This window comes from Mesorhizobium sp. LEGMi-168a (assembly GCF_058312955.1).
This window is the reverse complement of record NZ_JBZEGV010000010.1, coordinates 116,056-141,718: the sequence shown is the minus strand read 5'-3', so window position 1 is coordinate 141,718 and position 25,663 is coordinate 116,056. Positions and strand designations below refer to the sequence as shown.

Sequence of the window (25,663 nt, the reverse complement as noted above, 5' to 3'; positions counted from 1 at the left end):
ATAATTTTTATAGACTGTGGCATGCCTTAGAAGGAACGATCCGCTTTTCGAGGGCCCCTCCCCGAACAATTTTTCCATTGATCAGGCGAATGACGGTTGCCATCGATCAGGACGAGACGCGCACGATCAGCTTGCCGAAATTGCGTCCTTGCAGGAGGCCGAGGAAGGCATCCGGGGCATTCGGCAGCCCATCGACGATATCTTCCTTGTACCGAACCTGCCCCGAAGCAATCCAGCCGGCCATCGCTTCATAGAAGACCGGGCGCTGTTCCACGAACTCGCGCTGGATGAAGCCTCTGATCGTCAGGCTGCGGCGCAGCACGTCACGCATCACCGATGGGAGACGATCCGGACCGGAAGTCGCCAACTCGCTGTACTGCGCGATCAGCCCGCATACCGGGACGCGGGCAAAGTCGTTGAGCAAGGGGAATACGGCGTCCCAGACATGGCCACCGACATTCTCGAAATAGACGTCGATGCCTTCCGGGCAGGCAGCCCTCAACCGCGCCTCGAAGTCGCTTGCGCGATGATCGACGACCGCGTCGAAGCCGAGCTGGTCGCGCACGAACGCGCATTTGTCGGCCCCACCGGCGATGCCGACGGCGCGGGCGCCCTTGATGCGCGCGATCTGACCGACGACCGAACCCACCGCGCCGCTTGCCGCAGCCACCACGACGGTCTCGCCTGGCTTCGGCCGGCCGATGGTCTGCAGGCCGGCATAGGCTGTGAAGCCGGGCATGCCGAGAACCCCAAGGGCGGTCGTGATGGGAGCCGCTCGCGGATCGAGCTTGCGCAACCCGGTGCCGTCAGAAACGGCAAAGCTCTGCCAGCCCGAATGGGAAAGAACGATGTCTCCTTCAACAAAACCGTCAAGACGGGAGCTTACGACGCGGGCGACGGTGCCGCCTTCCATGACGCCATCGATCTCGACCGGCTTGGCGTAGGACTTGGCGGCATCCATGCGGCCACGCATATAGGGATCGAGCGACAGATAGAGGACCTGCAGCAGCAGCTCCCCCTCGCCGGGCTCCGGCAGCTCTACCGTTTCGATCCTGAAATCGCCGGGCTTCGGCTGCCCCTTAGGTCTTGCAGCGAGCACGACTCGGGTATTCGTCCCGACCGGCATTGGCGTCTCCTTTGAAATGGACTCGAGCAATCCTCGGCCGGCCTTGAGGTTCAATGCCGTTCCGAGCCACGCAGATATCGTTCGAGCCACAGACTGTAGCGCGAACCGCCGAAACACAGGACAAAATAGATCACCGCGGCGAGCAGATAGGCCTCGTTGTAGAAACCCAGCCACTTCGGATCGGAGGCGGAGGATTTCGCCGCGTTGAGAAGATCGAAAATGCCGATCACGGCAAGCAGCGATGTGGCGAGCAGGAAGCCGATCGCCAGGTTGACCATGCCCGGGATGACCAGGCGCAGCGCCTGTGGCAGGACGACGAGCTGCATGGTCCGCCAGTAACCAAGGCCCAGCGATGCGGCAGCCTCTGTCTGGCCGGGCGGAATGGCTTGCAGGCCGGCGCGTACGACCTCGGCCAGATAGGCGGACCAGAACAGCGTCACCATGACGATGGCCCGAACGGTCTTGTCGATGAGCTGGCCGCCGGGGATCGCCATCGGAATGATCAGCATGGCGACATAGAGGATCGCCACCATCGGCGTGCCGCGCATCAGCTCGATGAAGACGACAGCGAGTGTGCGCAGGCCGCCCAGCTTCGATTGCCGGGCCAATGCAAGGAGGATGGCCAGCGGCGCGGCGCCGGCGAAACACACCGCCCATACCAACAAGGTTATCGGCAAGCCGCCCCACTGGTTGGACGGCACGATCGGCGGGAAGAGCGTTCCCGACATCAGCGTCCAGATTGTCCCGATCACCAGCAGCCAGGCGATCAGCAATTCGCGGCGCCAGAAGCGCGGCAACGCGGTCGTGGCGAGAAGCACGACGATGAGCACCATGGCGAGCAATGGCCGCCACTGCAGCTCGGGCGGATAGAAGGCGAACAGGATGAAGCGGAATTTTGCCGACACGAACGCCCAGCAGGCGCCGGACCCAGACGAACAATCTGCAGCGCTCCCGGTCCAGGTGGCCTCGACAATCGCCCAGCGCAGGAACGGCGGCACGAGCCAGATCAGGAAGGCCGTCGTGAGCACGGTGAGCGCGGAATTGAGCGGCGTGCCGAAGAGCCCGGTCTTCAAGGCATCCAACGAAGCCCTCCGGCGGGCGGGCAAGGCAAGAAGTGCTTCCGAGATGCTCATGCGCGCACCGTGCCCCGCAGCGCCACGCGCCGGTTGTAGACATTCATGGCTGCCGACACCGAAAGGTTGATGGCCAGATAGATGGCAATCAGGATGGCCAGCGCTTCGAACGATTGCCCGGTGGTGTTCGCTGTCGTGCCGACGATGCTGACGAGGTCCGGATAGCCGATGGCCACCGCCAGGCTCGAATCCTTGATCAGATCGAGATAGGATGAGGTCGTCAGTGGCGCGATGATGCGCAAAGCCTGGGGCAGCACGATCAAACGCATGATCTGTCCGTTGCGCAGACCCAACGCCCGGGCTGCCTCCCACTGGCCGCGATTGACCGACAGGATGCCCGCTCGCACGATCTCGGCGATAGCGGCCGAGAACTTGACGACAAGCCCGGTCAGCAGTGCCGCGAATTCCGGTGTCAGATTGTAACCGCCGCGGATGTTGAAGCCGGCCATGACCGGAAGCTCGATCCCGGCACGGGCGCCCGTGAGCGCAAAAATCGCGACGATGCCGATAGCCAACGCAAGAATGCCCACGCTGAAGCGCTTCACCGTCAGTTGCCCGCCTCGCCACAAGAGCCAGGATCCAACGCCGAAGACGAGGACCAGGCCGATGGTGGCCGACCAGGTGATCGCGGTCGCATCATGAAGGACGAGACCCGGAAGGAAGACGCCCCGGTTGCTCAGGAAGAACGAATGGAAAGCCGAGACCGCCTGCCTTGGCGGCGGAAACGACTTGGCAAGCGCGATCCAGAAGAAGAGCTGCAGGAGCAGCGGCGTGTTGCGGATGACCTCGACATACCACCGCACCAGCACTGCCAGCAGCAAATTGCCGGACAGGCCGGCGATGCCAAGGAGGACGCCCAATAGCGTTGCGAAGACACAGCCAAGCACCGCGACCCGTATGGTGTTGAGGAAGCCTGCGAGGATCGCCCGCGCGTAAGGATCGCCGGCGGCAAACGCGATCGGCGCTTCGCCGATCTCGAAATTCGCCGGGCGCGCCAGGAAATCGAAGCCCGGCGTGATGCCGACGCGGGCCATCGTCGCGGCCGTGTTGTGGCCAAACAGCCAGAACAGCGCGATAACCGTCAAGATCACGGCAAGCTGCGTGAGCGGCCAGTCTCCCCACCAGCGGGAGATCCGACGCAAGATGCCGGGCCCTTGCGGGCCCGGCACGGGATCAAGCGTCAATGCCATCGGTGCTCAGCGGAACGGCGGCGAATAGAGAAGCCCGCCGTTGGTCCACAGGCTGTTATAGCCGCGCTCCCAGCCGAGCGGCTTCAGGTTGCGCTCGTAGATTTCGCCGTAGTTGCCGACGGTCTTGATGATGTTGTAGGCCCATTTGGGATCGAGCCCGATGGCCTGCGATAGCGACGGGTCGACGCCGAGGAAGCGCTGGATCGCGGGATCCGGCGATTCGAGGAATTCGTCGATGTTCTTGCTGGTGATGCCCCACTCCTCGGCCTGGATGGTGGCGTTGACCGTCCAGTTGACGATCTCGAGCCAGCGGTCGTCGCCGCCGGCAATCGCCGGCGCAAGCGGCTCCTTGGACAAGCGCTCGGGCAAGATGATGTAGTCGTCAGGTTTCTTCAGTTGAGTACGCTTGCCGACAAGGTCGGACGAGTCCTGCGTGATCGCGTCGACGCGTCCAGTCTCCAGCGCGTCGATGAACTGACCGGTGTCCTCGATAGTCACCGGCGTGAACTTCTTGCCGGTCTTGCGGAAGAAGTCGGCAATGTTCAGCTCACCCGTGGTTCCGCTCTGGACGCCGATCGTCGCGCCGTCGAGATCGGCCGCCTTGGTCACGCCGAGATCCTTGCGGACCAGGATGCCCTGGCCGTCATAGAAGATGGTCGGGCCGAAATGGAAGCCGAGCTGAAAAGCTCGCGTGATCGTCACCGTCACGCCCGACAAGAGGATGTCGAACTCGCCGGACTGCAGCGCCGGCAAGCGCTGCTGCGGCGAGGAGTTGGTGAATTCGACCTTTTCCGGATCACCGAAGACGGTGATCGCCAGCGCCCGACCATAGTCGGCGAAGAACCCCTGCCAGCGGCCATTGCTGTCGGGCGAGAAGAAGCCGGGCGTCGTTCCGACCCCAACCTTGATCAGGCCCCGCTCCTTGATCTTGTCGAGGGTCGGCCCCGCCTGGCCCGCCGTTGAGAACAACCCGGCCGCCACCACCAGCGTTGTCGCCAGCGCGGCCTTCCACAGCGCGCCGGAACGCTTTGCTACTGTCATGTCAGTCAACTCCTGAGATTCTCGATGTTGCCAGTCGACCGCGGAACGTCCCCCGCCTCTCGACCTGGCGTGAACTTAACTCTACAATTTTTATAGACTAAGGAACGGCAATCCAATTTTCTGCCTCTTCGGGAAGCAGATTGCCTCGCCGGCGCGCACAAGCGGGGATTTCACCCGAGGCCTTTGAGATGGAAGCCGCGGCGAGTTCTGCAGCCTGAAAAAGAAAAAAGCCGGGCCCGAATACGGCCCGGCCAAAAGAAGGGTCAAACCTTCAGAGGGAACACAGTCCAGAAGCTTGGGAGGAAACCATTGAACATCCTCCTTATGGCTTAAATCTAATCGACCTTCCACGAAGACAATTCCAAAGCTCAACCGGAAGCCGGAATATTCTTGTGACAATTGTCTAACTTCGGAATCAGATGAAACTTTGACGAAGCAACCGACCGCTCCCCCGTGAGTCGAAGGTCAATGCCGTGAACTAGTCCCGTGTCGGTTTGGAATGTGTTGGCAGATAACCGGACAGCAATGTCAGCGCTGAAAGGAATGCTCCCACCCAAAGCAGCTCTTCCGAATAGCGTCGTATCCCCAGGAAATGCCAGTTGCTGCACAGCGCCATCGCCAGCGAGCAGCGGTCCGAGGTGTAGAGAAGACAAGGCAGCGTCCGCTCGACCGGGAAATTGGTGTTCCGCATCACCTGGGCATAGACGATCACCCACCACACGACAGCGATCGCGATCAGCGAGGTGCTGGCTATCTCGAGCCACCGCGTGACGCGGTCTCGGCGATCGAGCGCTGGCGCGGTCATTCGCCGAACCCCAAAATTTCGAGCACCTGCTGCCGCAACTTCACGACGCGGCTGTCGTCGCGGTGCCGGGGATAGGGCAGATCGACTTCGACGATAGCCTTGATGCTGGCCGGACGCGGAGAAAGAACGACCACACGCTGCGAAAGCAGCAAGGCCTCCTCGACATCATGCGTGACGAGGATGACGGCATGACCGGCTTGGCGCCAGAGCGAGAGCAGCTCCTGCTGCATCGATAGCCGGGTCAGGGAATCCAGGCGGCCCAGCGGCTCGTCGAGCAGAAGCACGCGCGGATTGTTGACCAGGGCGCGCGCCAGCGCTGCGCGCTGCGCCATGCCGCCGGAAAGCTGGTGCGGATATGCGCCGGCAAAGCCCTCGAGCTTGACCAGTTTCAGGGTCTCGTCGATACGAGTGCCGCTCGTCGCCAGACGCCCCTGAGCCTGGGGACCGAGCGCGACATTGTCGCGAACCGTGCGCCACGGAAACAGTGTCGGATCCTGAAAGACGAGCACACGCGACGGGTCCGGCTTATGGACCGGCGCTCCCGCCGTCAGCACCGCCCCCCGCGAAGGCCGATCGAGCCCGGCGGCCAGCCGCAGCAACGTCGATTTCCCGCAGCCGGAGGGGCCGACCAGCGCGACGAATTCGCCAGGAGCGACCGTGAGGCTTATGTCGTGAAGCACCGGAAGCGCCTGGCCGTCGAGTTCATAGCGATGCGAAACACTGCGGAAATCGATCGCTGAATGCAAGCCGTCAGCGTCCCGCCTGACCGTTGCCGCTGCCGCTACCACTGCACCACTCCCTTTTGCCAGGAGAGCAGCCTGTCGCGGACGACGAACAGAAGCTTCACCAGCCCAGAGCAGATCAACGCCATGACGATCAGAGCGGCATAGACGTTGGCATAGGCCGAATAGGCCGTCTGGAACTGAAGGTACCAGCCGAGACCGTATTTGGCGCCGAGCATTTCCGCGACCACCAGCACCGCAAAGGAATAGTAAAGGCCCATGAACAGACCGACGAATACGCTAGGCAGCGCCGCCGGGATCGCGACGCACAGCACCAGAAAGCGGCTGTCGGCTCCAAGCGTGCGCGCAACATCGTAATAGGCGCGGTTGACGGTGTTGACGCCGGAGGCGGTGAGGATCGCGACCGGAATGCCGGACGCCAGCGCCACGAGAAAGATGCTGGCCTGAAAGGTCGTGGGAAACAGGAAGAAGGTTGCCGGTATCCAGGCGCTTGCCGGCACGGGCCCGATCAATTTGAGGACCGGCATGCCCCAGTAGGAGAAGGTCTTCGACCAGCCGAGCGCGACACCGCCGATGAAGCCCAGGACGATGCCGCTGCCGAACCCGATCGACCATAGGCGTGCCGTGTAGGCGACACAGATCAGCAGGCGTTGCCAGTCTACGATATAGACATGCAGCAGCCCATGCGGCGGCGAAAAGAACGGCTTCGGCAGCCAGCCGAGCTTTGCCGTGGTCAGTTCCCAAAGACCAAACCAGACACCGAGCACGATGAACCAGGGGCCGTAGTGGATCAGCCAGGGGCCGAGCCGGCCAAGCCGGCCGATGGTGACGGCAAGCACTGCAAGGATCGCCGCGCCGGCCAGCAGCAGTCCCGCGAAAAGGTCGCGGCTTCCCCACGGAACGACATCGGGTAGCGCCGTGGTGACGATCGCGGCGGCAATCCAGGCCGCAGCCGCGATCAGACCGTGTTTCCAGATGGCGCCGCCAAGCACGGAAGCCAGCACTGCGCCGTCCTCTTGCTTGTCGGCCGCCACACTCATGTGCTGCGCCTAGGCCAGGATATCGACGGTGACGCGCGAGGCGAGTTCCGCGGGCACGGTGGTCGGATCCAGCACCTTGATCAGCGCCAGATCTTCCGCCGAGCGCTTGACCTGCGCTTCCAGGTCCTTGCCGACCGGATGCGTGTGCAGGGCCCAGGACGCGATCTCGTCGTGGATGTCCTCGACGGGGAAGCCGGGATTGAGATTGTCGACGAACCACTTCGCCACCTCGTCCGGATGCTGCGAGGCGTATTCGTGGATTTCGATGTCGGCTTCCGCAAGGCGCCGGATGGCGTCCTTGTTTGCGTCGAGGAACGCGGAATTGACGCCGAGTACGCAGCAGACCGTGCCTTCGAAGACGCCCGTCTGGGTGTTGGCGACCTCGACAAGGTCGAACTTCTTCTTCTGCGCATAGGCCCAGGGATCGAGATGGGCGAGCGCATCCGCCTGCCCCTTGCCCACGGTCTCGCCGACGAGGTCGAACGGCACGTTGGTCCAGTTGACGTCGTTGTTCGGATCGAGCCCGGCCTTGGCCAGCGCCACCTGGAACGAATGCTTGGGCGGGCTGGCAACGTCGTAGGAAACGATCGTCTTGCCCTTCAGGTCCTCCAGCTTCTTGACCCCGGAAGCCTTCGACGCGAGCAGCCTGGTGCAGCCGCCATGCGAGCCGGCGAACAGCTTTACGTCGAGCCCCTGTTCGAGCGGCTTGACCCAGTCGTAAAGCAGGCCGGCGCCGGCGTCGGTCTTGTTGGTGGCGATCGACTGGATCAGCGTCAGCCCGCTGGCGCCCTGGTAGTAAAGCTCGATGTCGAGGTCATGCTTGGCGTAGATGCCCTTCGACAGCGCAAATGCGATCGGCGAGTGGCAGGCAGCGAATTCGGTCCAGGATAGCCTGACCTTTGTCGCGTTGCCTGCGATGGCATAGCTGGTCGGTCTCGCAAGCAGGCCGACCGCGGCGGCGCCGATGCCCAGCGCACCGGCGGTCTTCAGCACGCCGCGCCGGGAGATTTTCGAGCTTCCAATGTCGTTGCTGGAACCCATTGCCCTCTCCTCTTTGGATTTGAAGCCGACGTTTGCCGGCGGATGCCTCACGCAGCCTTCAGCTCGCGGTCGCCGGCGACCTGATCGAGCGCCTGTTCGAGATCGCGGATGATGTCGTCGGGATGCTCGATGCCGATGGAAAGCCGGACATAGCCAGGCGTGACTCCGGTCGCCAGCTGCTCCTCGGGGGAGAGCTGCGAATGGGTCGTGGTCGACGGATGGATCGCCAGCGAGCGCGCATCGCCGATATTCGCCACGTGATAGAGCAGCTTCAGCCCGTTGATAAAGGAACGGCCCGCCTCGCGGCCGTCCTTCAGTTCGAACCCGACCAGTGCGCCATAGCTGCCGGACCGGAAATAGGCGTCGGCGCGGCGCTTGTTCTCGCCGGTCTGATAGCGCGGGAAGATGACGTTCGAGATCTTCGGGTGACCTTTGAGATATTCCGCCACCTTGATGGCATTCTCATTGTGCTGGCGAATGCGCAAAGGCAGCGTTTCCAGACCCTGCAACAACTGGAAGGCATTGAACGGGCTGATGGCGGCGCCGACATCGCGCAGCAGAACGGTGCGGACGCGCAGCACATAGGCCACCGGCCCGAGCGGCTTGGCTGCTTCCACCCAGACCTTGCCGTGATAGCTCGGATCGGGCTGATTGAGCGTCGGGAATCGCTCGGCATGCTCTTCCCAGGGGAAGTTGCCGCCGTCGATGACGATGCCGCCGATCGAGGTGCCGTGGCCGCCGATATATTTGGTCGCCGAATAGACGACCACCGCGGCGCCATGATCGAAAGGCCGGATGCTGAGCGGCGCGGCCGTGTTGTCGACGATCAGCGGCACGCCCAGCGAACGACCGATATCGGCGACCTCCTTGATCGGGAACACCTGAAGCTTCGGGTTGGGCAAGGATTCGGCGTAATAGGCGCGGGTGCGCGCGTCGGTTGCGCGCCGGAAATTCTCCGGATCGGCCGGATCGACGAAGCGCACTTCGACGCCGAGATGTTTGAGTGTCGCCGCAAACAGCGCCCAGGTGCCGCCATAGAGGTCCGTGGAGGAGACGATGTTGTCGCCGGCGCCGGCAAGGTTCAGGACCGAATAGGCCGAAGCCGCCTGGCCGGAGGAGAGCAGAAGCGCCGCAGCACCTCCCTCCAATGCGGCGATGCGGGTTTCCAGCACGTCCTGCGTCGGATTGGAAACACGCGTGTAGATGTGGCCGATCTCGTCCAGTGCGAACAGCCGATCAGCATGAGACGTATCCTGAAACTGATAGGACGTAGTCTGATAAATCGGCACCGCGACGGCGCCGCTAACCGGGTCGGCGCGCCAATTGCCGCCGTGCAGGGCGAGAGTCTCGGGGGATAGATTTTCCAGCGTCATGTGACTTCCTCCTGTTTGAGCCCTGCGATCAGGCAAACGGTGCGACTTCGGCCCGGGCCTGGGCGGCGAGCAGGTCGGCATGGTGTCGCTGCGCGACGTCGGGGTGCGAGCGCAGGCGGCTCTTCAGCGCGTTCTGGCCGGAGTTGCGATAAAGCGGATTTTGCGGATCGCGCGTGACGCCGTTGGCCTGCGCCTTCAAATGCGGGGTGAGGTCCAGCAACGGGATCTCGGCGTCGAACGGCGCACCCAGGAAAAAGGCGACGGACAGCCGGTCGATGCCGGCCGGCGGCGTCACCACCCGGTGGACCGTCGCTTTGAGGTAGCCATCGGTCGCCATCTCAAGGAGTTCGCCGATATTGACCACGAAGGTTCCAGCGCGCGGCTCGGCGTCGATCCAGCTGCCGTCGGCGGCCTCGACCTGCAAGCCCCTCTGCCGCTCCTGCAGCAGGAGGGTGAGGAAGCCGCTGTCCTTATGCGCGCCGACACCCTGCTCGCTCTCGGTGGAGTCGCGCCCCGGGTAGCGGATGATCTTGATGAGATGATTGGGCGTACCGGCGTAGATCGCTTCGAAGGCGTTCTCATCCTGCTCGAGGATGGTGGCGAATGCCTTGAGCACCTTGGTCGACAGCTCGGTCAGGCGCTCCTGCCACTCCAGCAGCAGGGGCTTCAACTCCGGTAAAGCGTTTGGCCACTGGTTCGGCCCCTGCAGTCGCCGCCATGCGGGCTGTCCCGCATCGCGCGACAGTGCCGGCGCCTCCGAGCCGATATCGACCTGCTCGCGCCAGTCCCTCTGCCCCTTCGTCAATTCCTGGCCGACGCGGTTGTAGCCGCGGAAATGCGGCGAGTTGACCATCTCGATCTCGAGCTTGTCCTCATCCGGCAAAGCGAAGAAGCGGCGCGAGGCGCCCAGCACGTCATCGATCAATGACTGCGGAATTCCGTGGCCGGAGAGATAGAAGAACCCCACATCGCGCGCCGCGCGCCGCAGTTCTTCGAGGAACCGCCTGCGGGAGTCCGGATCGGAATTGTAGCCGGAAAAGTCCAGCACCGGGATTGTTCTCGCGTCGGCGGCCTTGCTCATTTCCATCCTCTTTCTCTGAGGACGAAAGCCTTGCACCGCCAACATGGGAAACAAAGAAAATGCCGACCTTTTCAGACAGGGCCGGAAGAATTCGCGTATCGCGGACGCGCCCGCGGAGGCGAATTTTTGTTAATTCTATAAAACTTATAGACTTTGACCCTGATCGCACGCAATATCAGAACGAGGTGTGGAGCTGCCGCTTCGAGGAGGAGACCTTATGACCACACGCCAATTGCCTTCGCTGCATGAGGGTCATGCGCCCGTCCTGCTGCATGGAGCGTTCGACGAGGCGCTGGAGGCCTATCAGGACTGGGCGCCGGGGGCGGACGAGCCTCAAGTGGAATTCGAGGGCCGGCTGGTGCCGATCAGTTCCGTCTTCGGCCGCATGCGGACTTGCACGGACATCCTTCCATGGCGCATCGAGGGCGACGTCTCGTCGATCGTCGGCGACACATCGATCTCAAACGGCGACAGGCCGGCCACTTACGCCGATGCCGCTCTCATTCTTCGCTCGCTGTGCGTCGACAAGCTGCGCGCCTTCGGTGCCATCCGATAGGCGGACCCATTTGCAGCCGCCGAGGTCGGCCTGGGCCGGCTTCGGCGGTAGCATCGGCTTTCGGGGCGGGTACGGTTGAGGAGACGATTATTGTCCAAGCAGGCGTCTGCTTCGAAAATCCCCGCCTTCTAGCAAAACCACTCGCGAGGATAGGCTTCAGCCGCAGTGACATCTCGCTCGAAGTGGAAGCTCCATTGACCTCAGCCAATACAGACAAAGCCACACTCTTCCTGCTTGCCCCCGACTTCGAGGACGCCAAGTTTCCGGGCCAGCGCTTTTTCTGCCGGCACTGTGCTCTGGTGGAAGGCGTGCTCGCCTCCTTCCCGAAACTCCTCGAGACGATCGATGTTCACCGGATCGCCTTTCCTCGCCCGCGCGGGCAAGTGATCGAGCTCATCGGCGAGGCCAACCAGGCGCTCCCGGTGCTGATCCTTCCTGCCGGTCAGTCCTCGGCCCATGCCAGCGGCGAAGCCAATGGCCGACAGTTCGTCTCCGGAGCGGAGCGCATCATCGACGCTCTTGTCGAAGACCGGCTGATCCCGCCGCCCCACCCGTGAGGCCTGGCACGCGGAAACGCGCGGAGTTGCCGGGCGGAACGTTTCAAACCCGGCATGGGATGAGCAAGGGTTTTTCTCTCGCGCCGTGAAATTCGGCATACAGTCTATAAAGTTTGTAGATTAAATAGACTAATCTCTGCAGCCAACGGCCATATCGTCTTTCGGCCCGCGATGCGGAGATCTCATGGCATATGCTCTAAGCCTCCTCGACAAGAGTCCCCTGGCCAAGGGCGAAAGTGCGACCGATGCGCTCAAGCGCACAATAGCGCTGGCGCAACTGGCCGAGAAACTTGGCTACCGCCGCTTTTGGGTGGCCGAGCATCACAACGTCGCGGAACTGGCAAGCTCCTCGCCCGAAGTGCTGATCGCGCATTTGCTGGCGCTCACCAGCCGCATCCGGATCGGTTCGGGCGGCGTGATGCTGCAGCACTACAGCGCCTACAAGGTTGCCGAGAATTTCAATCTGCTGGCCTCGCTCGCGCCGGGCCGTGTCGATCTGGGCATCGGCAAGGCGCCCGGCGGCCTGCCGTTGTCGACACGAGCCCTGCAGGGTGATCGCGATCCTGCGAAAAAGCCCGATTTCGGCCAGCAGGTCGCAGAGCTCGGCGCCCATCTCGACGCCACCGGACCGATAGCCGGGCTGAGGGCGACGCCTCGTCCCTCCATCGCGCCGCAGCGCTTCCTGCTGGGCGCGAGCGTCGAGAGCGCTGAGCTTGCCGCGGCGCATGGATGGGAGTTCGTCTTCGCCCGTCACCTCAACGGCGACGATACTTTGCTTGACGAAACGGTCTCGGCCTATCGCGAGGCGACCGGGCGCGTGCCGATCGTCGCGGTCTCGGTGATAGTCTCCGACCACGCTGGGGAAGCCGAGGCCGAAGCCTCGAAGACGAAGCTGTTCAAGGTCCATGTTCCAGGCGCGCAAAGCGTCACCGTCGGCAGCGAAGAGCAAGCCAAGGATTACGCGCGCCAGCTGGGGGCGAACGAATACCGCATCGAACCCAAGCAGCCGAGCGTGATTGCGGGCACGCCGGATCAGGTCCGTTCCGAGCTCGACCGCCTGCATGCCCGCTCCGGAACCGGAGAGTTCATCGTCGAGCCCGCCGTCGGTGGGCTGTGGCGCCTTGCAACCATAGAGGCGCTGGTGCGGCAACGGCCCGCCGCCGCCGCTTGAACGATCAGACCAAGGAGCTGTCATGAGCAGCCAGCGAATTCCCTTCGGTATCATGCTGCAAGGCCCCGGCGGGCACATGAACGCCTGGAAGCATCCGAGCGTACCCGCCGACGCAAGCATCAATTTCGATTATTACGTCGGTATCGCGCGCCAGGCTGAAGCGGCGGGCATAGCCTTTGCCTTCGTCGCCGACGGCCTCTACATCAACGAACAGTCGATCCCGCACTTCCTCAATCGCTTCGAGCCGATCGTGCTGCTTTCGGCGCTTGCGGCGGCGACCAAGAGCATCGGACTGGTCGGCACGCTATCGACCTCATACAGCGACCCCTTCACCGTCGCCCGGCAATTCGGTTCGATCGATGTGGTGAGCGGCGGACGCGCCGGCTGGAACGCGGTCACTTCGCCACTCGAAGGCTCCGCGAAAAACTACGGCCGCGATAAGCATCCCGAGCACGCGCTGCGCTATCAGATCGCCGCCGAACATATCGAGATCGTCAAGGGCCTGTGGGATTCCTGGGACGACGACGCCTTTGTGCGCGACCGGCAGAGCGGCCGCTATGCCGATTTCTCGAAGATGCACCGGCTGAATTTCAAGGGCCGCTTCCATTCAGCCGAAGGGCCGCTCAATCTCGGCCGCTCGCCGCAAGGGCAGCCGGTTCTCTTCCAGGCCGGCGGCTCGGACGACGGCATCTCGCTTGGCGGTCGGCATGCCGATGCCGTCTTCGCCAACGCCGCCTCCTTCGAGGAGAACCGCGAGCTGTCGCGGCGGCTCAAGGAAAGCGCGGTGGCGCATGGCCGCAGCGCCGACCATATCAAGATCTTCCCCGGCATCGCGCCGATCGTCGGTTCGACGGAGGAAGAGGCCGAGCGCAAGTATCGCGAGATACGCGACCTGGTCACGGTTCATGAAGCGCTGCTCTATCTCGGGCGCTTCTTCGACCATCACGACTTCACCGCCTATCCCGTCGACGAGCCGTTCCCGGAACTCGGCGACATCGGCAAGAACAATTTCCGCTCCACCACCGATCGCATCAAGCGCGTCGCCAGGGAAAAGAAGCTGACGCTGCGCGAGGTCGCGCTGGACGCCGCCACCACGCGCAGTGCCTTCATCGGCACGCCGGAGAAGATCGCCGACGAGCTGATCCGCTGGGTGGACGGCGGAGCGGCGGACGGTTTCGTGCTGGGCTTCCAGGTCATCCCAGCCGGGCTCGACGATTTCGAGAAGCATGTCCTGCCCATCTTGGAAAGGCGTGGCCGCCACGTGCGCGACCAGATCGGCACGACATTGCGCGATCATCTCGAACTGCCGTTCAAGGAAAGCCGTTACACGCAGCATGCTTCTTCCACGACGACCACCGAGGAAGCAGCCTGATGACGGTCCGGCCCGCTCCACCTTCGGCGGCGATCGCCGAAGCGATCCTGGACAGCGCCGACGAGTTCGTCGCTCTGCGCCGCAAGCTGCACAGCGAACCGGAATTGGCCTACCAGGAGAAAAAGACCAGCGCGCTGGTTGCCGAGCGACTGCAATCCTGGGGCTATGAGGTCGCCCAAAACATAGGCGGCACCGGTGTCGTCGGAACGCTTCGCAACGGCAACGGTGAGAAGTCCATCGGCATCCGCGCCGACATGGACGCATTGCCGATCGTCGAGGCGACAGGCTTGCCCTACGCCAGCACCAAGCCAGGCGTGATGCATGCCTGCGGGCATGACGGGCATACTTCGATCCTGCTTGCCGCCGCCAGGCATCTCGCCGAGACACGAGATTTCTCGGGAACGGTTCGGCTGATTTTCCAGCCCGCCGAGGAAGGCGGCGCCGGCGCCAAGGCGATGATCGCCGACGGGCTGTTCGAACGCCTTCCCGTCGACGCCGTCTTCGGCCTGCACAATTGGCCTGGCGTGCCGGCCGGACAGTTCGCTTTCCTCAGCGGCCCCGCCATGGCGTCCGTCGATCTCGCCATCATCAAGATCGTCGGCAAGGGCGGTCACGGCGCGCGGCCGAGCCATGCCGTGGATCCCATAGTCGCCGCCGCCTCGCTTATCATGGCGCTGCAGACGATCGTCTCGCGCAATGTCGACCCGCTGGAAACGGCGGTCGTCACCGTCGGCACCATCCATGGCGGCATCGCCGCCAATGTCATCCCCGACAGCGTCGAATTGAAGGTCACCGTCAGGACCTTCAGCGAGGCTGTCCGCGAGCAGATCAGGACGCGCATCATCGCGCTCGCCGAGACACACGCGCAAAGCTATGGCGCCACCGCGGAAGTCGCCTATCCACGCGGCTATCCGGCACTCATCAATCACGCCGACGAAACCGAGTTCGCGAGACAGGTCGCGCTTCGCCATTTCGGCGCCGAACGGATCCATTCGGACTTCCGCCTGATCACCGCCAGCGAGGACTTCGCCTTCATGCTCGAAGCGCGTCCGGGCAGCTATCTCTTCATCGGCAATGGCGACAGCGCCGACCTGCACAGTCCCAACTACGACTTCAACGACGACATCCTGCCCGACGCGGCCCGCTACTGGGTGGCCCTAGTGCAGGACTACCTCGCCGCGAATGAGGCTCCGCGGACGAACGAGCCGGCAACAGGGCCCACGCCATGACAGACAGCTTTCTCTACACTACGCCGGTCGATCCGCGCGCAGCCCCGCTCATCGAAGCGCTGACCTGGGAATACACGACCCGCTACGGCGACTATTTCGGCGAGCCGGGCGAAGAGATGCGGCGCTATCCCGCCGAGCTCTTCGCTCCGCCGCACGGGAATTTCCTGCTTTTGACCCGCAACGGCACGGCGATCGCCGGCGGCGCCTTTAAACGCTACGACGAACAGACCGCCGAGCTGAAACGAGTGTGGACGCATATCGATCTGCGCCGACAGGGTCTTGCCCGAAAAGTCTTGGCCGAACTTGAGCTTCAGGCGGCGCGCCAAGGCTACAGCCGCCTCTATTTGACCACGGGATTCCGTCAGCCGGAAGCCGCCGGGCTCTACCTCAACAATGGCTACACCGCGCTTTTCGACACCAACGTCGATCCGGAAATTCATGGCACCTTGCCGTTTGAAAAGGACATCAGCGCCCTCGCGCTGAGGATCGGGTCGCCCTTGCTCGAACGAAAGGCGAGCTGACCGGCTTTGATCATCCAAATCAATGCGTTCACAAAAATGGAAATACTTAGGGAAAATAACTAAGCAACGTTCAAAATATAAAAGAAATTGTCATGATATAGTTCTCCGAGCAGCTAGTGTTATATGGACATACTTTATTTCTGAAGTATTTCCCTTAACATTGGAGCAGCGACGATAAATGACGGCAGCGGATGTAGGGGAAGCGGCAACCCTCCCGAGCGCGGTGCTACCAGGGGACAGCCAGGGATATAGGGTGATCCCCGCGAGGCACCCCTGGCGAGTGGTCGGCACGGTCGTCGCCATCCTGCTCATCTTCTTCACGCTGCGCTCGATCCTGACCAATCCGAGATGGGGCTGGGACGTCTTTGCAAGGTTCTTCCTGTCCGAGCCCATACTGGTCGGCCTCGGCCGAACGCTGCTGCTGGCGGGCGTATCATGGGCCTATATCTGGCTGCTGCGCTCCATCCCGCTCATCGTGCTGCTGCTGGTCCTCAACAATCTCGGCTATCTCTATCCGACCATCGATTTGGGCCTGCCTTTCACCGGCCAGTTGTTCGCGCAATACAACACCGTCGAGGTGTTCAGCCCGTTCTGGGTGGGCGTGGTCGGTCTCAGCCTCAACCAGGCCGCCTTCTCGGCCGAGATCATCCGCGGCGGCATCCTGTCGGTCGACCAGGGCCAGCATGAGGCCGCCGCCGCGCTTGGCCTGTCGCGCCGCCGGCAGGCGCTGGGAATCGTGCTGCCGCAAGCGATGCGGGCGATCCTGCCGAGCGGCTTCAACGAGATCATCGGTCTGGCGAAATCCACCTCCATGGTCTATGTCCTCGCCTTGCCTGAGCTCTTCTACACCGTGCAGGTCATCTACAAGCGGAACCTCGAGATCATCCCGCTGCTGATGGTCGCGACCATCTGGTACCTCATCATCATGAGCGTGCTCTCGGTGATCCAGCTCGGCATCGAGCGGCACTTCTCGCGTGGCGCCCTGCGCACGGCAAGCGGCCCGCTTCTTCGCAATCCCCTCGCCTTCCTGTCGGGAGGCAATTCTACGCCGCGAGTTCACTCCGCGCTTGCCACGGCCACCTCCAGCGATGTGGGTCGCAAGCCTCTGGTGACGACGGCCGAAAGGCTTGCGCGTCGCGGCGTCGGACGCATCGAAATCCGTGGTGTCTCGAAGCGCTTCGGCTCTTTGACCGTGCTCGACGGCATCGATCTCGACCTCCAGCCGGGTTCGGTGACGGCAATCATCGGCCCGTCCGGCGCCGGCAAGTCGACGCTGCTGCGCACCATCAATCATCTCGAACGGACGGACACCGGCTTCGTCACCATCGACGACGAACTGGTCGGCTACCATCGCGACGGGCACACGCTCTACGAACTCAAGGAAGCAGCGATCCGCCGGCGCCGCGCCGCGATCGGCATGGTCTTCCAGAACTTCAACCTGTTCCCGCATCTGACCGTGCTGGAGAACGTCATCGAAGCGCCGGTGTCCGTGCAGGGCGTTCCGCGCGCCGACGCGATCGAGTTGGCGAAGGATCTGTTGGCCCGCATCGGCTTGCCCGAGAAGGCGGATGCCTATCCGCGCCATCTGTCCGGCGGCCAGCAGCAGCGCGTCGCCATTGCCAGGGCGCTCGCCCTGAAGCCAAAGGTCCTCCTGTTCGACGAGCCCACTTCAGCGCTCGATCCAGAGCTCGTGGGCGAGGTCTTGGACGTCATCAAGGAGCTCGCGACCTCCGGCACGACGATGGTGATCGTCACGCACGAGATCGGCTTCGCCCGCGAGGTCGCCGACACCATCGTCTTCATGGAGGCCGGAAGAATCCTCGAGGTCGGAACCGCCGGCCAGGGTGTTCACGGCGCCGGCCCATCAGCGCACGCGCGAGTTCCTCGCCAAGGTTCTCTAGCGGCCACAGGCCTTCTCACACATTCGGCATGGCGGCATGTGCGAACCGCCGACCTTTCCAGGCTCCGCGCCGGAAGTGAAGACCGCACATTCGTCATGCAAGGAGAGATCCATGACATTCCACAGAAAGCGCATATCGCTTGCCTTCGGCGCGGTCCTTTCGACCGTCGCCCTGGTGTCCATCGCCTCGGCGGCGGAATTCGACCTGACACCGGAACAGCCCGGGCGCATCCACACCGAAAAGAGCGAAAAGCCAGTCGCCGCGATTCCGGCGAATTTCAAATTCGCCAAGGAAGGCTACCTCACCGTCGCCACCAGCCCTTGGGATCCGCCGGTCGGCACTTACGCAACCGATGCCAAGACCGTGGTCGGCACCGATCCCGACATCACCGTGCTGATCGCCGAGACGCTCGGACTGAAGCTCGACCTGGTGCCGGTCGCCTGGGCCGACTGGCCGCTTGGCCTCGCCTCCGGCAAATATGACGCCGTCATCAGCAACGTGACGGTGACGGAGGAACGCAAGGAGAAGTTCGACTTCTCGACCTACCGCCAGGACGTGCTCGGCTTCTACGTGAAATCCGACAGCAAGATCACCTCGATCAAGGAGCCGAAGGACGTTGCCGGCCTCAAGGTCATCACCGGCGCCGGCACCAACCAGGAAAAGATCCTACTGGAATGGGATCGCGAGAATGTCGCGGCCGGCCTGAAGCCGGTCGAAGTACAGTATTATGATGATTCCGCGGCCAGCCAGTTGGCCCTGCAGTCGGGACGCGCGGACGCCGAATTCAACCCGAACGCCACGCTCGCCTATGCCGCCGCGGTCAACGGCAAGACCAAGCTGGTCGGCATCGTCAGCGGCGGCTGGCCGCTGACCGCCGAGATCGCTGTCGCCACCAGAAAAGACAGCGGCCTGGCCAACGCCATCACGCTCGCCATCAACGAGCTGATCGCGAGCGGCAAATATGGCGAAGTGCTGAAAAAATGGAGCCTCACCGCCGAAGCCATCGACCAGTCGCGCACCAATCCGCCCGGCCTGCCGAAGCCCAATAGCTGAGCCAGCTTGGCCCTTTGGACTGGCGCCTCCGTTTTGGGCACCAGTCCGCACGTTCAGGCTGGCAGTTTCAGAAGAGCAAAACGCAATGGCGCCGACCCCGGTTTCGATCGATCGACTGGCTTTCCTCACGCCTGGCAACTACCCGCATGGCGATCCCCACTCGGGCCTCGAAAAGACGCTGGAGCTGTTCGAGCTCGGCGAACGCCTGGGTTACGACGGCGCCTGGGTGCGGCAGCGACACCTCGAGCCGGGCATCTCATCGGCCGCCGCCTTCCTCGCCGCGGCCACGCAGCGTACCAGCAGGATCGAGCTCGGCACGGCCGTGATCCCCATCGGCTACGAAAGCCCTTACCGGCTGGCCGAGGATCTTTCGACGGTCGATGTGCTTTCGCGCGGCCGGCTGAATGTCGGCGTCAGCGCCGGCTTCCCGCTGCATGCCACTATTCTCGGACCGCTCGTCTTCGACGGCGACTGGCGCAATTTCGATTTCTCGCACGCGCGCGTCCTTCGCCTCGTCGACAATTTGCGCGGCGAACTGCTCGGCGAACCCGGCGCCGTCATTGAATTCCCCGGCGGCCGCGTACGGCCCCGGCTCCAGCCGCATGCTCCGGGTTTGCCGGACCGTATCTGGTACGGCGGCGGCTCGTTGAGATCGGCCGAATGGGCGGGCCGCAACGGCCTCAACCTGCTCCTCAGCAACGTCACCTCCGGCGAAGGGACCGACAACTTTTTCGAGGCTCAGTTGCATCAGCTCGAGACCTTCGCCGCGCAGCACAACGGCAAGCCAGGACGGGTGGCGTTGGGACGGGTCATCGTCCCTTTCGACAGCGCCGACGCTTCGACCCGGAAGCGCTACGCCGATTACGCCGCCGGACGTCACGATCGCACCTTGCGAGCCCATGGCGAGCGCCGCACGCTTTTCGCCAGCGACATCGTCGGCACCTCGGAGCAGATCCTGGAGCAATTGTCCAAGGACCCAATTCTTGCCGGGGTGCGGGAGCTGCGGCTCGAGCTGCCTTACGACTTCGAGCAGCACGAATACGAACAGATCATCACGGACTTCATCGACCTCATCGCGCCGGCGCTCGGCTGGCGACGATACCCGAAGGCGGCGGCTTCGGCAGCCGAATAATGGCCAAGCCGGGAAAATCGGTCGGTCAGGCGCCTCAATGCAACAGGTGACGGAATGCCCAGGATTTACGACAGCATCACGGATCTCATCGGGAACACCCCACTGCTCGTGGCCGTCCTGCCCGACATAGGGGAGCGGTACCTTGCCTCGTATGCGTGAGAGCCAACTGCCGGCAACCCGTTCGCCGACTTGGACCGTTCAGGATCGGCTCAGACCTCCGCACGCCATCAGTGAAGTCGTTGTCGGTCGCATAGACCGCCGTGGGAAGTGCAAAGGCCTCGAAGAAACCGAACAGTGGCCTAAGCTGATGCTCGACAATCAAGGCATGGCGCTCGCCTTCCCCGGTCGCCGTTAAAAGCACGGGCCATGGCGTGTGGCGATGTCATGGACGACGAGGTCGACGAAGGCGCGCGTCTTCGACGGGCGGGTGATGTTACCGGAAAAGCCGACGATTGCTGGGCTGGACATGGAACGGGACTCCGAGGGTGTTTCGGATTGAGAACTGGGCGGCCCCGGCGGGCCGCCTCTTGGCGAAAAAGCTTTGTGCCGGACCGCGAAGTCCCGGCGGGCTGATCCGATCAGCTCGGGACTTCGGTCGCAGCACAGGCGCCAAGCTGGCTGCCGATCCCGGACGCGACGGCCTGCGCATGGCGGGCGACTTCCGGCAGGCCCATCAGTTCCCCGAACGTGCCGCGCGCCAGCGGACCGGCGATGAACAGCCCGGCAAGCGCTTGGCCGTCCGGGCCGATGGCATGGCCGTCGTGCCCGGTTTCGATGCCGAGCCCATGGCGATCCACCCGGATCAGGCCGGCATCGGCAAGCGAGCGCAAGGCGGGATTGCTTTGCAGCGCCCTGCCATGCGCGGGGCCCGTGGTGTTGATGACGACATCGAAACGCCTGGTCTCGGCTTGCCTTTGGCCGCGCCGCCGCAGGCTGACGGTCAGGACGTCTCCTTCGAGGCGCGATCCCGTGGGCCTTGCCGCGATGTTGTCGAATGTGCCTTCGGCGTGGCGACGATCGAGTACGGCCTCGACCTGCGGCGCTATCCTGAAGCGGTGCACGTCCCAGAAGGCGCGCAGCCGCCGCACCAGTCGCGTTCGCTCATCGAGGCCGAGAGCCGACCACAGCAAGGGACCTTGCAGCCGCAACTGGTCGAAGACCGACTGCCAATTGACATCGGCGGCCTTCGCCGCCGCCAAGGTCGAGCGGATGTTTGCGAGCAGGCCGAGCGCGGTGCTCGCCGGCGTCGAAACAAAATCGCCGAAAGGCGCGCCGCGCATATCCGGGTGTCCACGCGAGCGAAGTCCGTGACGAGACACCGCCAGGATGCGGCCGCGATGGCCGCGGCGGTCGAGCTCCGCCACCGTGTCGGCCGAAGTCAGCCCCGACCCGACGATCAGCACGGATGCGCGGGGATAGATCGCGGCGAGCGCGCCGGCGGCATAAGGATCGGCGATGAAGCCGGCGGCGTCCGCGATCGGCGCCAGCGCGGCCGGAACATCCGGCAAGGGATGCGTCATGGCAAGCACGACGATATCGGCCAGGATCCGCCGCTCGGGCGTCCGGACGACCCAGCCTCGACCGTCGGCGGCTCGCGTCACACCGGTGGCGCTGTCGCGGACATGGTCGATCGCGCCAGCCGCGATGAAGGGTTCCAGATGCTCGGCGACATAACGGCCGAACACCCGTCGCCTTGGATAGATGTCCTCATTGCGCCAGACCGCATCCGGGTCGTGCTCGACCTCGCCGCTGGAGCCCAGCCAGCGTAGGAAGTGTTCCGGGTCGTCCGGCGCCAGGCTCATCCTGGCCGCCGGCACGTTGACCCGGTGCGACGGCTCTTCGCTGGAATAGGCCAGCCCTCCGCCCAGCAAGGCGCGCGGATCGATCACGCTGATCGAGGGGCGCGCCGGCAGCCGGGCAAGGTGCCAGGCCAAGGCAGCTCCAGTGAAGCCGCCGCCGAGAATGACGACATGGCTTCGTGGCTGGGGCGGCAGCGCGTTCACGAGGCGCTGGCGAGCGATTTCGGACGATGGTCGCCGGCGATCGTTTCGCCGAACGGACCGGTGTTGACGGACGAGCCAAGCGTCTTGACCGGATGCTCGGTCGGCAGATGCGGCAGCACCAGTTCGCCGAAGCGGTAAGCCTCCTCGAGATGAGGGTAGCCAGACAGAATGAAGGTATCGATGCCGAGCCGCCTATATTCGTCGATGCGCTCGGCGATCGTGGCCGGATCGCCGACCAGCGCCGTGCCGGCGCCGCCGCGCACCAGGCCGACGCCGGCCCACAGGTTCGGCGCGATCTCAAGCTTGGACCGGTCGCCGCCATGCAATGCGCTCATCCGCGCCTGGCCGACCGAGTCCATGCGCGCGAAGACCTTCTGCGCCGAAGCGATGGTCGCGTCGTCGAGCCGGCTGATCAGCCGGTCGGCGGCGGCCCAGGCTTCCTCGGTGGTCTCCCGGGCTATGACATGCAGCCGGATGCCGAAAGAGAGCTTGCGGCCAGCCTTTTCCGCCAACGCGCGCACGGCGTCGAGCTTGCGCGCGACATCTGCGGGCGGCTCGCCCCAGGTCAGATATTTGTCGATCTCCTGTGCCGCCACGGTCGATCCCGCATTGGAAGAGCCGCCGAAATAGAGCGGGGGATGGGGCGTCTGCACCGGCGGGAACAGCAGGCGGCCATCCTCGATGCGGAAATGCTTGCCCTGATGCTCGACCGTCTCGCCGCTCAGCACGCGCTTGTAGACCTGCAGGAATTCCTGCGTCACCTCATAGCGCTCGGCATGGGATAGGAAGATGCCGTCGCTCTTGTTCTCCAGCGGGTCGCCGCCGGTGACGACGTTGATCAGCAGCCGTCCGTTCGAGATGCGGTCGAGCGTCGCCGTCATGCGCGCCGCAAGCGTCGGCGACTGCAGGCCAGGCCGCACCGCGACCAGGAAACGCAACCGCTCTGTCAGCGGCGCCAGGGCCGACGCGATCACCCAGGAATCCTCGCAGGACCTGCCCGTCGGCAGGAGCACGCCGTAATAGCCAAGCGTGTCTGCCGCCTGCGCCACCTGGGTCAGGTAGTCGAGATCGACCGCCCTGCCGCCTTCCGAGGTGCCAAGATAGCGACTGTCGCCATGGGTCGGCAGGAACAAAAGGACTTTTATGCGGTCGGGGGTTTCGTGGACCATGCCTTCTATTCCCATGACGAGAAGCCGCCTCGGCCCTGAGTATGAGTCTTTCGGTGACCATGGTCGCGGGCCGCGCTATTACCGAGGCTTCCGGCCGAGTAACCGCGGTGACGGCACCGGCGATCGCCGCAACCGGTGTCGACCTGATTTCCATCGGCTGGTTGACTCACAGCGCGCCCATCCTCGATATCGGGCTCGACTATCGGGAACTCTGATCGCGACTCCTCTCGACGCGGTCCGCCCATTCAAAGCGGGCCCATGTCGCTACACTGCAAGGAACAGGGAATGCAAATAGCGAGTTTGGAAAAGACTGTGCCTGAAGTTCAAGCCGCCAGTGACCGCCGAACATGGACCCTGGAAGACGCTCGGGCTCTTCACGACGCGCCTTTCAATGACCTTTTGTTTCAGGCGCAGACCATTCACCGCCAGAATTTCGATCCCAACAAGGTCCAGCTCAGCCGGCTTCTCAGCATCAAGACCGGCGGCTGCCCGGAGGATTGCGGCTATTGCAGCCAGTCGGCGCATCACGAAACCGGCCTGAAGGCTTCGAAGCTGATGGAAGTCCGGCGCGTCATCGCCGAAGCGACCAAGGCGCGAGACGCCGGCGCCACCCGCTATTGCATGGGTGCTGCCTGGCGCAACCCCAAGCCGCGCGACATGGATGCGGTGGTGGCCATGGTCGAAGGCGTCAAGGCGCTCGGCATGGAGACCTGCATGACGCTCGGCATGCTCGACCTCGACCAGGCAGCGCGACTGAAGCAGGCGGGCCTCGACTATTACAACCACAACATCGACACGTCGGAACGCTATTACAGCGAGGTCATCAGCACACGCAGCTTTGCCGATCGGCTCGATACGCTGAAGAACGTCCGCCAATCGGGCATCAAGGTCTGCTGCGGCGGCATTGTCGGCATGGGCGAGGAGCCGGTGGACCGGATCGACATGCTCGTCACCCTTGCCAACCTGCCGGAACATCCCGAAAGCGTTCCGATCAACATGCTCATCCCGATCGCCGGCACGCCGCTTGCCGAAGCCAGGCCGATCGAGCCGATCGAGTTCGTGCGCGTGATCGCGCTGGCGCGCATCATGATGCCGAAATCGCATGTCCGCCTTTCCGCCGGCCGCACCGCCATGACCGACGAGATGCAGGCGCTGTGCTTTTTTGCCGGCGCCAATTCGATCTTCGTCGGCGACACGCTGCTGACGGCGGACAATCCCGGCGAGGACAAGGATACGCTGCTGTTCCGGCGCCTCGGCATCGAGCCGATGGACCTCGAGGCGCAATGAACGGAGCGACCCTCGCCCGCTATGACGCGACCCTGCAGGGGCTGGCGCGCAAGGACCGGCTGCGAACGCTGTCGCCACGTGCCGGCCTCGACTTCTCGTCGAACGACTATCTCGGGCTTGCCGGCTGCAAGCGGCTTGGCGATGCGGTTGCGGCCGCGATTGCCAGCGGCACGCCGGTCGGCGCCACAGGGTCCCGGCTGCTGCGCGGCAACGCGCCGGAGCATGAGGAACTGGAGGCCGACGCGGCTGCGTTCTTCGGCGCCGAGCGCGCGCTATTCTTTGGTGGCGGCTACATCGCCAATTTCGCTCTCCTGACCGCGCTGCCGCAGAAGAGCGACCTGCTTATTCTCGATGACCTCGCCCATGCCAGCATGCATGAAGGCGCCCGCGCCGGCCGCGCGGATTTCGTGTTGGCCGCGCATAACGACGTCGACGCTTTTGAGGATGCGATCAAGCGCTGGCGCGCCGGCGGCGGCGTTGGGCGGGTCTGGATCGCGGTGGAAAGCCTCTACAGCATGGATGGCGACCGCGCACCGCTGGAGCGCCTGATCGCGCTCGCCGATCGGCACGAGGCGTTCATCGTTGTCGACGAGGCGCACGCTACCGGCGTCTGGGGATCGGACGGCCGCGGCCTCGCCGCTGCGTTCGAGGGTCGCGACAACATCGTCGCGCTTCATACATGCGGGAAGGCGCTCGGCGCTTCCGGCGCGCTCGTCACCGGCCCAAGGACATTGTGCGACTATCTCATCAACCGCTGCCGGCCGTTCATCTACGCCACCGCGCCGTCGCCGCTGATGGCCGTGGCCGCGCGCGAGGCGCTCGCCATGCTGTCCGACGAGCCGACGCGCCGCGTCCAGCTGCACGAGCGCGTTGCATTTGCGGGCCAGTGCTTGGCCGAGCGCTGCGGCGTGACGCCCAGCGGCTCGCAGATCCAGCCGGTCTTGATCGGCGATAACCGGCGCACCATGGCGGCGGCGTCGGCACTGCAGGGACGCGGCTTCGACATACGCGGCATTCGTCCGCCGACCGTGCCGGAAGGGACGTCGCGCCTGCGCATATCGCTGACGCTTAACGTCGACGAAGCCGACATTTGCGCCATGATCGAGGCGCTGGCCGAGGTGTTGGCCCAGACATGACCC

General features: G+C 63.9%; 22 protein-coding genes and 3 pseudogenes. 12 read left to right on the top strand and 13 right to left on the bottom strand.

Translation table 11 applies throughout. The features are described 5' to 3' along the window. Positions 1-106 precede the first annotated feature (106 nt). The 10 genes from curA to AC4FWB_RS15910 form a co-directional block, all read right to left on the bottom strand. Positions 107-1,126, bottom strand: a complete 1,020-nt coding sequence (gene curA, locus AC4FWB_RS15955) for an NADPH-dependent curcumin/dihydrocurcumin reductase (RefSeq protein WP_491027153.1) — start codon at positions 1,124-1,126, stop codon at positions 107-109. Between the two features lie 50 nt (positions 1,127-1,176). Further along, a complete protein-coding gene (locus AC4FWB_RS15950; RefSeq protein ID WP_491027152.1) occupies positions 1,177-2,208 on the bottom strand; it encodes an amino acid ABC transporter permease in 1,032 nt (343 codons plus the stop codon). A 47-nt stretch (positions 2,209-2,255) separates the two neighbouring features. Further along, positions 2,256-3,449: an amino acid ABC transporter permease gene (locus tag AC4FWB_RS15945; RefSeq protein ID WP_491027151.1), complete on the bottom strand. Its 1,194-nt coding sequence runs from the start codon at positions 3,447-3,449 to the stop codon at positions 2,256-2,258. A 6-nt stretch (positions 3,450-3,455) separates the two neighbouring features. Further along, the gene (locus AC4FWB_RS15940) at positions 3,456-4,490 is read right to left on the bottom strand and encodes an amino acid ABC transporter substrate-binding protein (protein WP_491027149.1); all 1,035 of its coding nucleotides are present in this window, start codon (positions 4,488-4,490) and stop codon (positions 3,456-3,458) included. Between the two features lie 478 nt (positions 4,491-4,968). Further along, complete coding sequence (locus AC4FWB_RS15935) at positions 4,969-5,295, bottom strand: hypothetical protein (RefSeq protein WP_491027147.1); 327 nt, start codon at positions 5,293-5,295, stop codon at positions 4,969-4,971. After that, positions 5,292-6,083, bottom strand: coding sequence for an ABC transporter ATP-binding protein (locus tag AC4FWB_RS15930; protein ID WP_491027146.1), 792 nt, complete (start codon positions 6,081-6,083; stop codon positions 5,292-5,294). The genes AC4FWB_RS15935 and AC4FWB_RS15930 overlap by 4 nt, the downstream gene beginning before the upstream one ends. Further along, entirely contained in the window at positions 6,077-7,078 is a 1,002-nt protein-coding gene (locus AC4FWB_RS15925) for an ABC transporter permease (protein ID WP_491027145.1), read from the bottom strand. The genes AC4FWB_RS15930 and AC4FWB_RS15925 overlap by 7 nt, the downstream gene beginning before the upstream one ends. Positions 7,079-7,087: 9 nt before the next feature. Next, positions 7,088-8,119, bottom strand: coding sequence for an ABC transporter substrate-binding protein (locus AC4FWB_RS15920; protein WP_491027144.1), 1,032 nt, complete (start codon positions 8,117-8,119; stop codon positions 7,088-7,090). A 47-nt stretch (positions 8,120-8,166) separates the two neighbouring features. After that, positions 8,167-9,492, bottom strand: coding sequence for an O-acetylhomoserine aminocarboxypropyltransferase/cysteine synthase family protein (locus AC4FWB_RS15915; protein WP_491027143.1), 1,326 nt, complete (start codon positions 9,490-9,492; stop codon positions 8,167-8,169). A gap of 28 nt (positions 9,493-9,520) precedes the next feature. After that, positions 9,521-10,573, bottom strand: a complete 1,053-nt coding sequence (locus AC4FWB_RS15910) for an isopenicillin N synthase family dioxygenase (protein WP_491027141.1) — start codon at positions 10,571-10,573, stop codon at positions 9,521-9,523. 217 nt (positions 10,574-10,790) lie between these two features. Between AC4FWB_RS15910 and AC4FWB_RS15905 the strand changes: the two genes are divergently transcribed. The 9 genes and pseudogenes from AC4FWB_RS15905 to AC4FWB_RS15865 all read left to right on the top strand — a co-directional run bounded on the left by AC4FWB_RS15905 (position 10,791) and on the right by AC4FWB_RS15865 (position 20,065). Continuing rightward, positions 10,791-11,129, top strand: coding sequence for a BRA0787 family protein (locus AC4FWB_RS15905; protein WP_491027139.1), 339 nt, complete (start codon positions 10,791-10,793; stop codon positions 11,127-11,129). Between the two features lie 194 nt (positions 11,130-11,323). After that, positions 11,324-11,686 carry a DUF3088 domain-containing protein gene (locus AC4FWB_RS15900; protein WP_491027138.1) on the top strand — a complete coding sequence of 121 codons (363 nt, stop codon included), beginning with the start codon at positions 11,324-11,326 and terminating at the stop codon, positions 11,684-11,686. A gap of 184 nt (positions 11,687-11,870) precedes the next feature. Further along, a complete protein-coding gene (locus AC4FWB_RS15895) occupies positions 11,871-12,857 on the top strand; it encodes an MsnO8 family LLM class oxidoreductase (protein ID WP_491027136.1) in 987 nt (328 codons plus the stop codon). 22 nt (positions 12,858-12,879) lie between these two features. Further along, positions 12,880-14,229, top strand: a complete 1,350-nt coding sequence (locus AC4FWB_RS15890) for an LLM class flavin-dependent oxidoreductase (protein ID WP_491027134.1) — start codon at positions 12,880-12,882, stop codon at positions 14,227-14,229. Then, positions 14,229-15,458 (top strand): M20 aminoacylase family protein, encoded by a 1,230-nt coding sequence (locus AC4FWB_RS15885; RefSeq protein WP_491027132.1) that lies wholly within the window; start codon positions 14,229-14,231, stop codon positions 15,456-15,458. Before AC4FWB_RS15890 ends, AC4FWB_RS15885 begins: the two co-directional genes overlap by 1 nt. Then, positions 15,455-15,979 (top strand): GNAT family N-acetyltransferase, encoded by a 525-nt coding sequence (locus AC4FWB_RS15880; protein WP_491027130.1) that lies wholly within the window; start codon positions 15,455-15,457, stop codon positions 15,977-15,979. Before AC4FWB_RS15885 ends, AC4FWB_RS15880 begins: the two co-directional genes overlap by 4 nt. 178 nt (positions 15,980-16,157) lie before the next feature. Next, positions 16,158-17,880 (top strand): annotated as a pseudogene (locus AC4FWB_RS15875) (amino acid ABC transporter permease/ATP-binding protein). A gap of 111 nt (positions 17,881-17,991) precedes the next feature. Further along, the gene (locus tag AC4FWB_RS15870; protein ID WP_491027128.1) at positions 17,992-18,933 is read left to right on the top strand and encodes an ABC transporter substrate-binding protein; all 942 of its coding nucleotides are present in this window, start codon (positions 17,992-17,994) and stop codon (positions 18,931-18,933) included. Between the two features lie 85 nt (positions 18,934-19,018). Further along, positions 19,019-20,065 (top strand): LLM class flavin-dependent oxidoreductase, encoded by a 1,047-nt coding sequence (locus tag AC4FWB_RS15865; RefSeq protein ID WP_491027127.1) that lies wholly within the window; start codon positions 19,019-19,021, stop codon positions 20,063-20,065. Positions 20,066-20,150: 85 nt separating this feature from the next. On the opposite strand, the pseudogene AC4FWB_RS15860 reads toward AC4FWB_RS15865, so the two are convergent. The 3 genes and pseudogenes from AC4FWB_RS15860 to ssuD all read right to left on the bottom strand — a co-directional run. After that, positions 20,151-20,429, bottom strand: a pseudogene (locus AC4FWB_RS15860) (hypothetical protein); the annotation flags it as partial. Between the two features lie 214 nt (positions 20,430-20,643). Continuing rightward, on the bottom strand, positions 20,644-22,068 hold the full coding sequence (locus AC4FWB_RS15855) for an FAD/NAD(P)-binding protein (protein ID WP_491027126.1): 1,425 nt from the start codon (positions 22,066-22,068) through the stop codon (positions 20,644-20,646). Next, positions 22,065-23,237, bottom strand: a complete 1,173-nt coding sequence (gene ssuD, locus AC4FWB_RS15850) for an FMNH2-dependent alkanesulfonate monooxygenase (protein WP_491027125.1) — start codon at positions 23,235-23,237, stop codon at positions 22,065-22,067. The genes AC4FWB_RS15855 and ssuD overlap by 4 nt, the downstream gene beginning before the upstream one ends. Positions 23,238-23,290: 53 nt before the next feature. On the opposite strand from ssuD, the pseudogene AC4FWB_RS15845 reads away from it, so the two are divergent. The 3 genes and pseudogenes from AC4FWB_RS15845 to AC4FWB_RS15835 all read left to right on the top strand — a co-directional run. Beyond that, positions 23,291-23,452, top strand: a pseudogene (locus AC4FWB_RS15845) (carboxylating nicotinate-nucleotide diphosphorylase); the annotation flags it as partial. A 70-nt stretch (positions 23,453-23,522) separates the two neighbouring features. After that, positions 23,523-24,524, top strand: a complete 1,002-nt coding sequence (gene bioB / locus AC4FWB_RS15840; RefSeq protein ID WP_491027124.1) for a biotin synthase BioB — start codon at positions 23,523-23,525, stop codon at positions 24,522-24,524. Next, the gene (locus tag AC4FWB_RS15835) at positions 24,521-25,660 is read left to right on the top strand and encodes an 8-amino-7-oxononanoate synthase (protein WP_491027123.1); all 1,140 of its coding nucleotides are present in this window, start codon (positions 24,521-24,523) and stop codon (positions 25,658-25,660) included. The genes bioB and AC4FWB_RS15835 overlap by 4 nt, the downstream gene beginning before the upstream one ends. The last annotated feature ends 3 nt before the right edge of the window (positions 25,661-25,663 follow it).

What these genes read in the sequence shown, in the direction of transcription:
- curA (WP_491027153.1), bottom strand. Translation starts at nt 1,126, where the DNA reads ATGCCGGTCGGGACGAATACCCGAGTCGTGCTCGCTGCAAGACCTAAG.
- AC4FWB_RS15945 (WP_491027151.1), bottom strand. Translation starts at nt 3,449, where the DNA reads ATGGCATTGACGCTTGATCCCGTGCCGGGCCCGCAAGGGCCCGGCATC.
- AC4FWB_RS15940 (WP_491027149.1), bottom strand. Translation starts at nt 4,490, where the DNA reads ATGACAGTAGCAAAGCGTTCCGGCGCGCTGTGGAAGGCCGCGCTGGCG.
- AC4FWB_RS15935 (WP_491027147.1), bottom strand. Translation starts at nt 5,295, where the DNA reads ATGACCGCGCCAGCGCTCGATCGCCGAGACCGCGTCACGCGGTGGCTC.
- AC4FWB_RS15925 (WP_491027145.1), bottom strand. Translation starts at nt 7,078, where the DNA reads ATGAGTGTGGCGGCCGACAAGCAAGAGGACGGCGCAGTGCTGGCTTCC.
- AC4FWB_RS15920 (WP_491027144.1), bottom strand. Translation starts at nt 8,119, where the DNA reads ATGGGTTCCAGCAACGACATTGGAAGCTCGAAAATCTCCCGGCGCGGC.
- AC4FWB_RS15915 (WP_491027143.1), bottom strand. Translation starts at nt 9,492, where the DNA reads ATGACGCTGGAAAATCTATCCCCCGAGACTCTCGCCCTGCACGGCGGC.
- AC4FWB_RS15910 (WP_491027141.1), bottom strand. Translation starts at nt 10,573, where the DNA reads ATGAGCAAGGCCGCCGACGCGAGAACAATCCCGGTGCTGGACTTTTCC.
- AC4FWB_RS15905 (WP_491027139.1), top strand. Translation starts at nt 10,791, where the DNA reads ATGACCACACGCCAATTGCCTTCGCTGCATGAGGGTCATGCGCCCGTC.
- AC4FWB_RS15895 (WP_491027136.1), top strand. Translation starts at nt 11,871, where the DNA reads ATGGCATATGCTCTAAGCCTCCTCGACAAGAGTCCCCTGGCCAAGGGC.
- AC4FWB_RS15890 (WP_491027134.1), top strand. Translation starts at nt 12,880, where the DNA reads ATGAGCAGCCAGCGAATTCCCTTCGGTATCATGCTGCAAGGCCCCGGC.
- AC4FWB_RS15885 (WP_491027132.1), top strand. Translation starts at nt 14,229, where the DNA reads ATGACGGTCCGGCCCGCTCCACCTTCGGCGGCGATCGCCGAAGCGATC.
- AC4FWB_RS15880 (WP_491027130.1), top strand. Translation starts at nt 15,455, where the DNA reads ATGACAGACAGCTTTCTCTACACTACGCCGGTCGATCCGCGCGCAGCC.
- AC4FWB_RS15870 (WP_491027128.1), top strand. Translation starts at nt 17,992, where the DNA reads ATGACATTCCACAGAAAGCGCATATCGCTTGCCTTCGGCGCGGTCCTT.
- AC4FWB_RS15865 (WP_491027127.1), top strand. Translation starts at nt 19,019, where the DNA reads ATGGCGCCGACCCCGGTTTCGATCGATCGACTGGCTTTCCTCACGCCT.
- ssuD (WP_491027125.1), bottom strand. Translation starts at nt 23,237, where the DNA reads ATGGTCCACGAAACCCCCGACCGCATAAAAGTCCTTTTGTTCCTGCCG.
- bioB (WP_491027124.1), top strand. Translation starts at nt 23,523, where the DNA reads ATGCAAATAGCGAGTTTGGAAAAGACTGTGCCTGAAGTTCAAGCCGCC.
- AC4FWB_RS15835 (WP_491027123.1), top strand. Translation starts at nt 24,521, where the DNA reads ATGAACGGAGCGACCCTCGCCCGCTATGACGCGACCCTGCAGGGGCTG.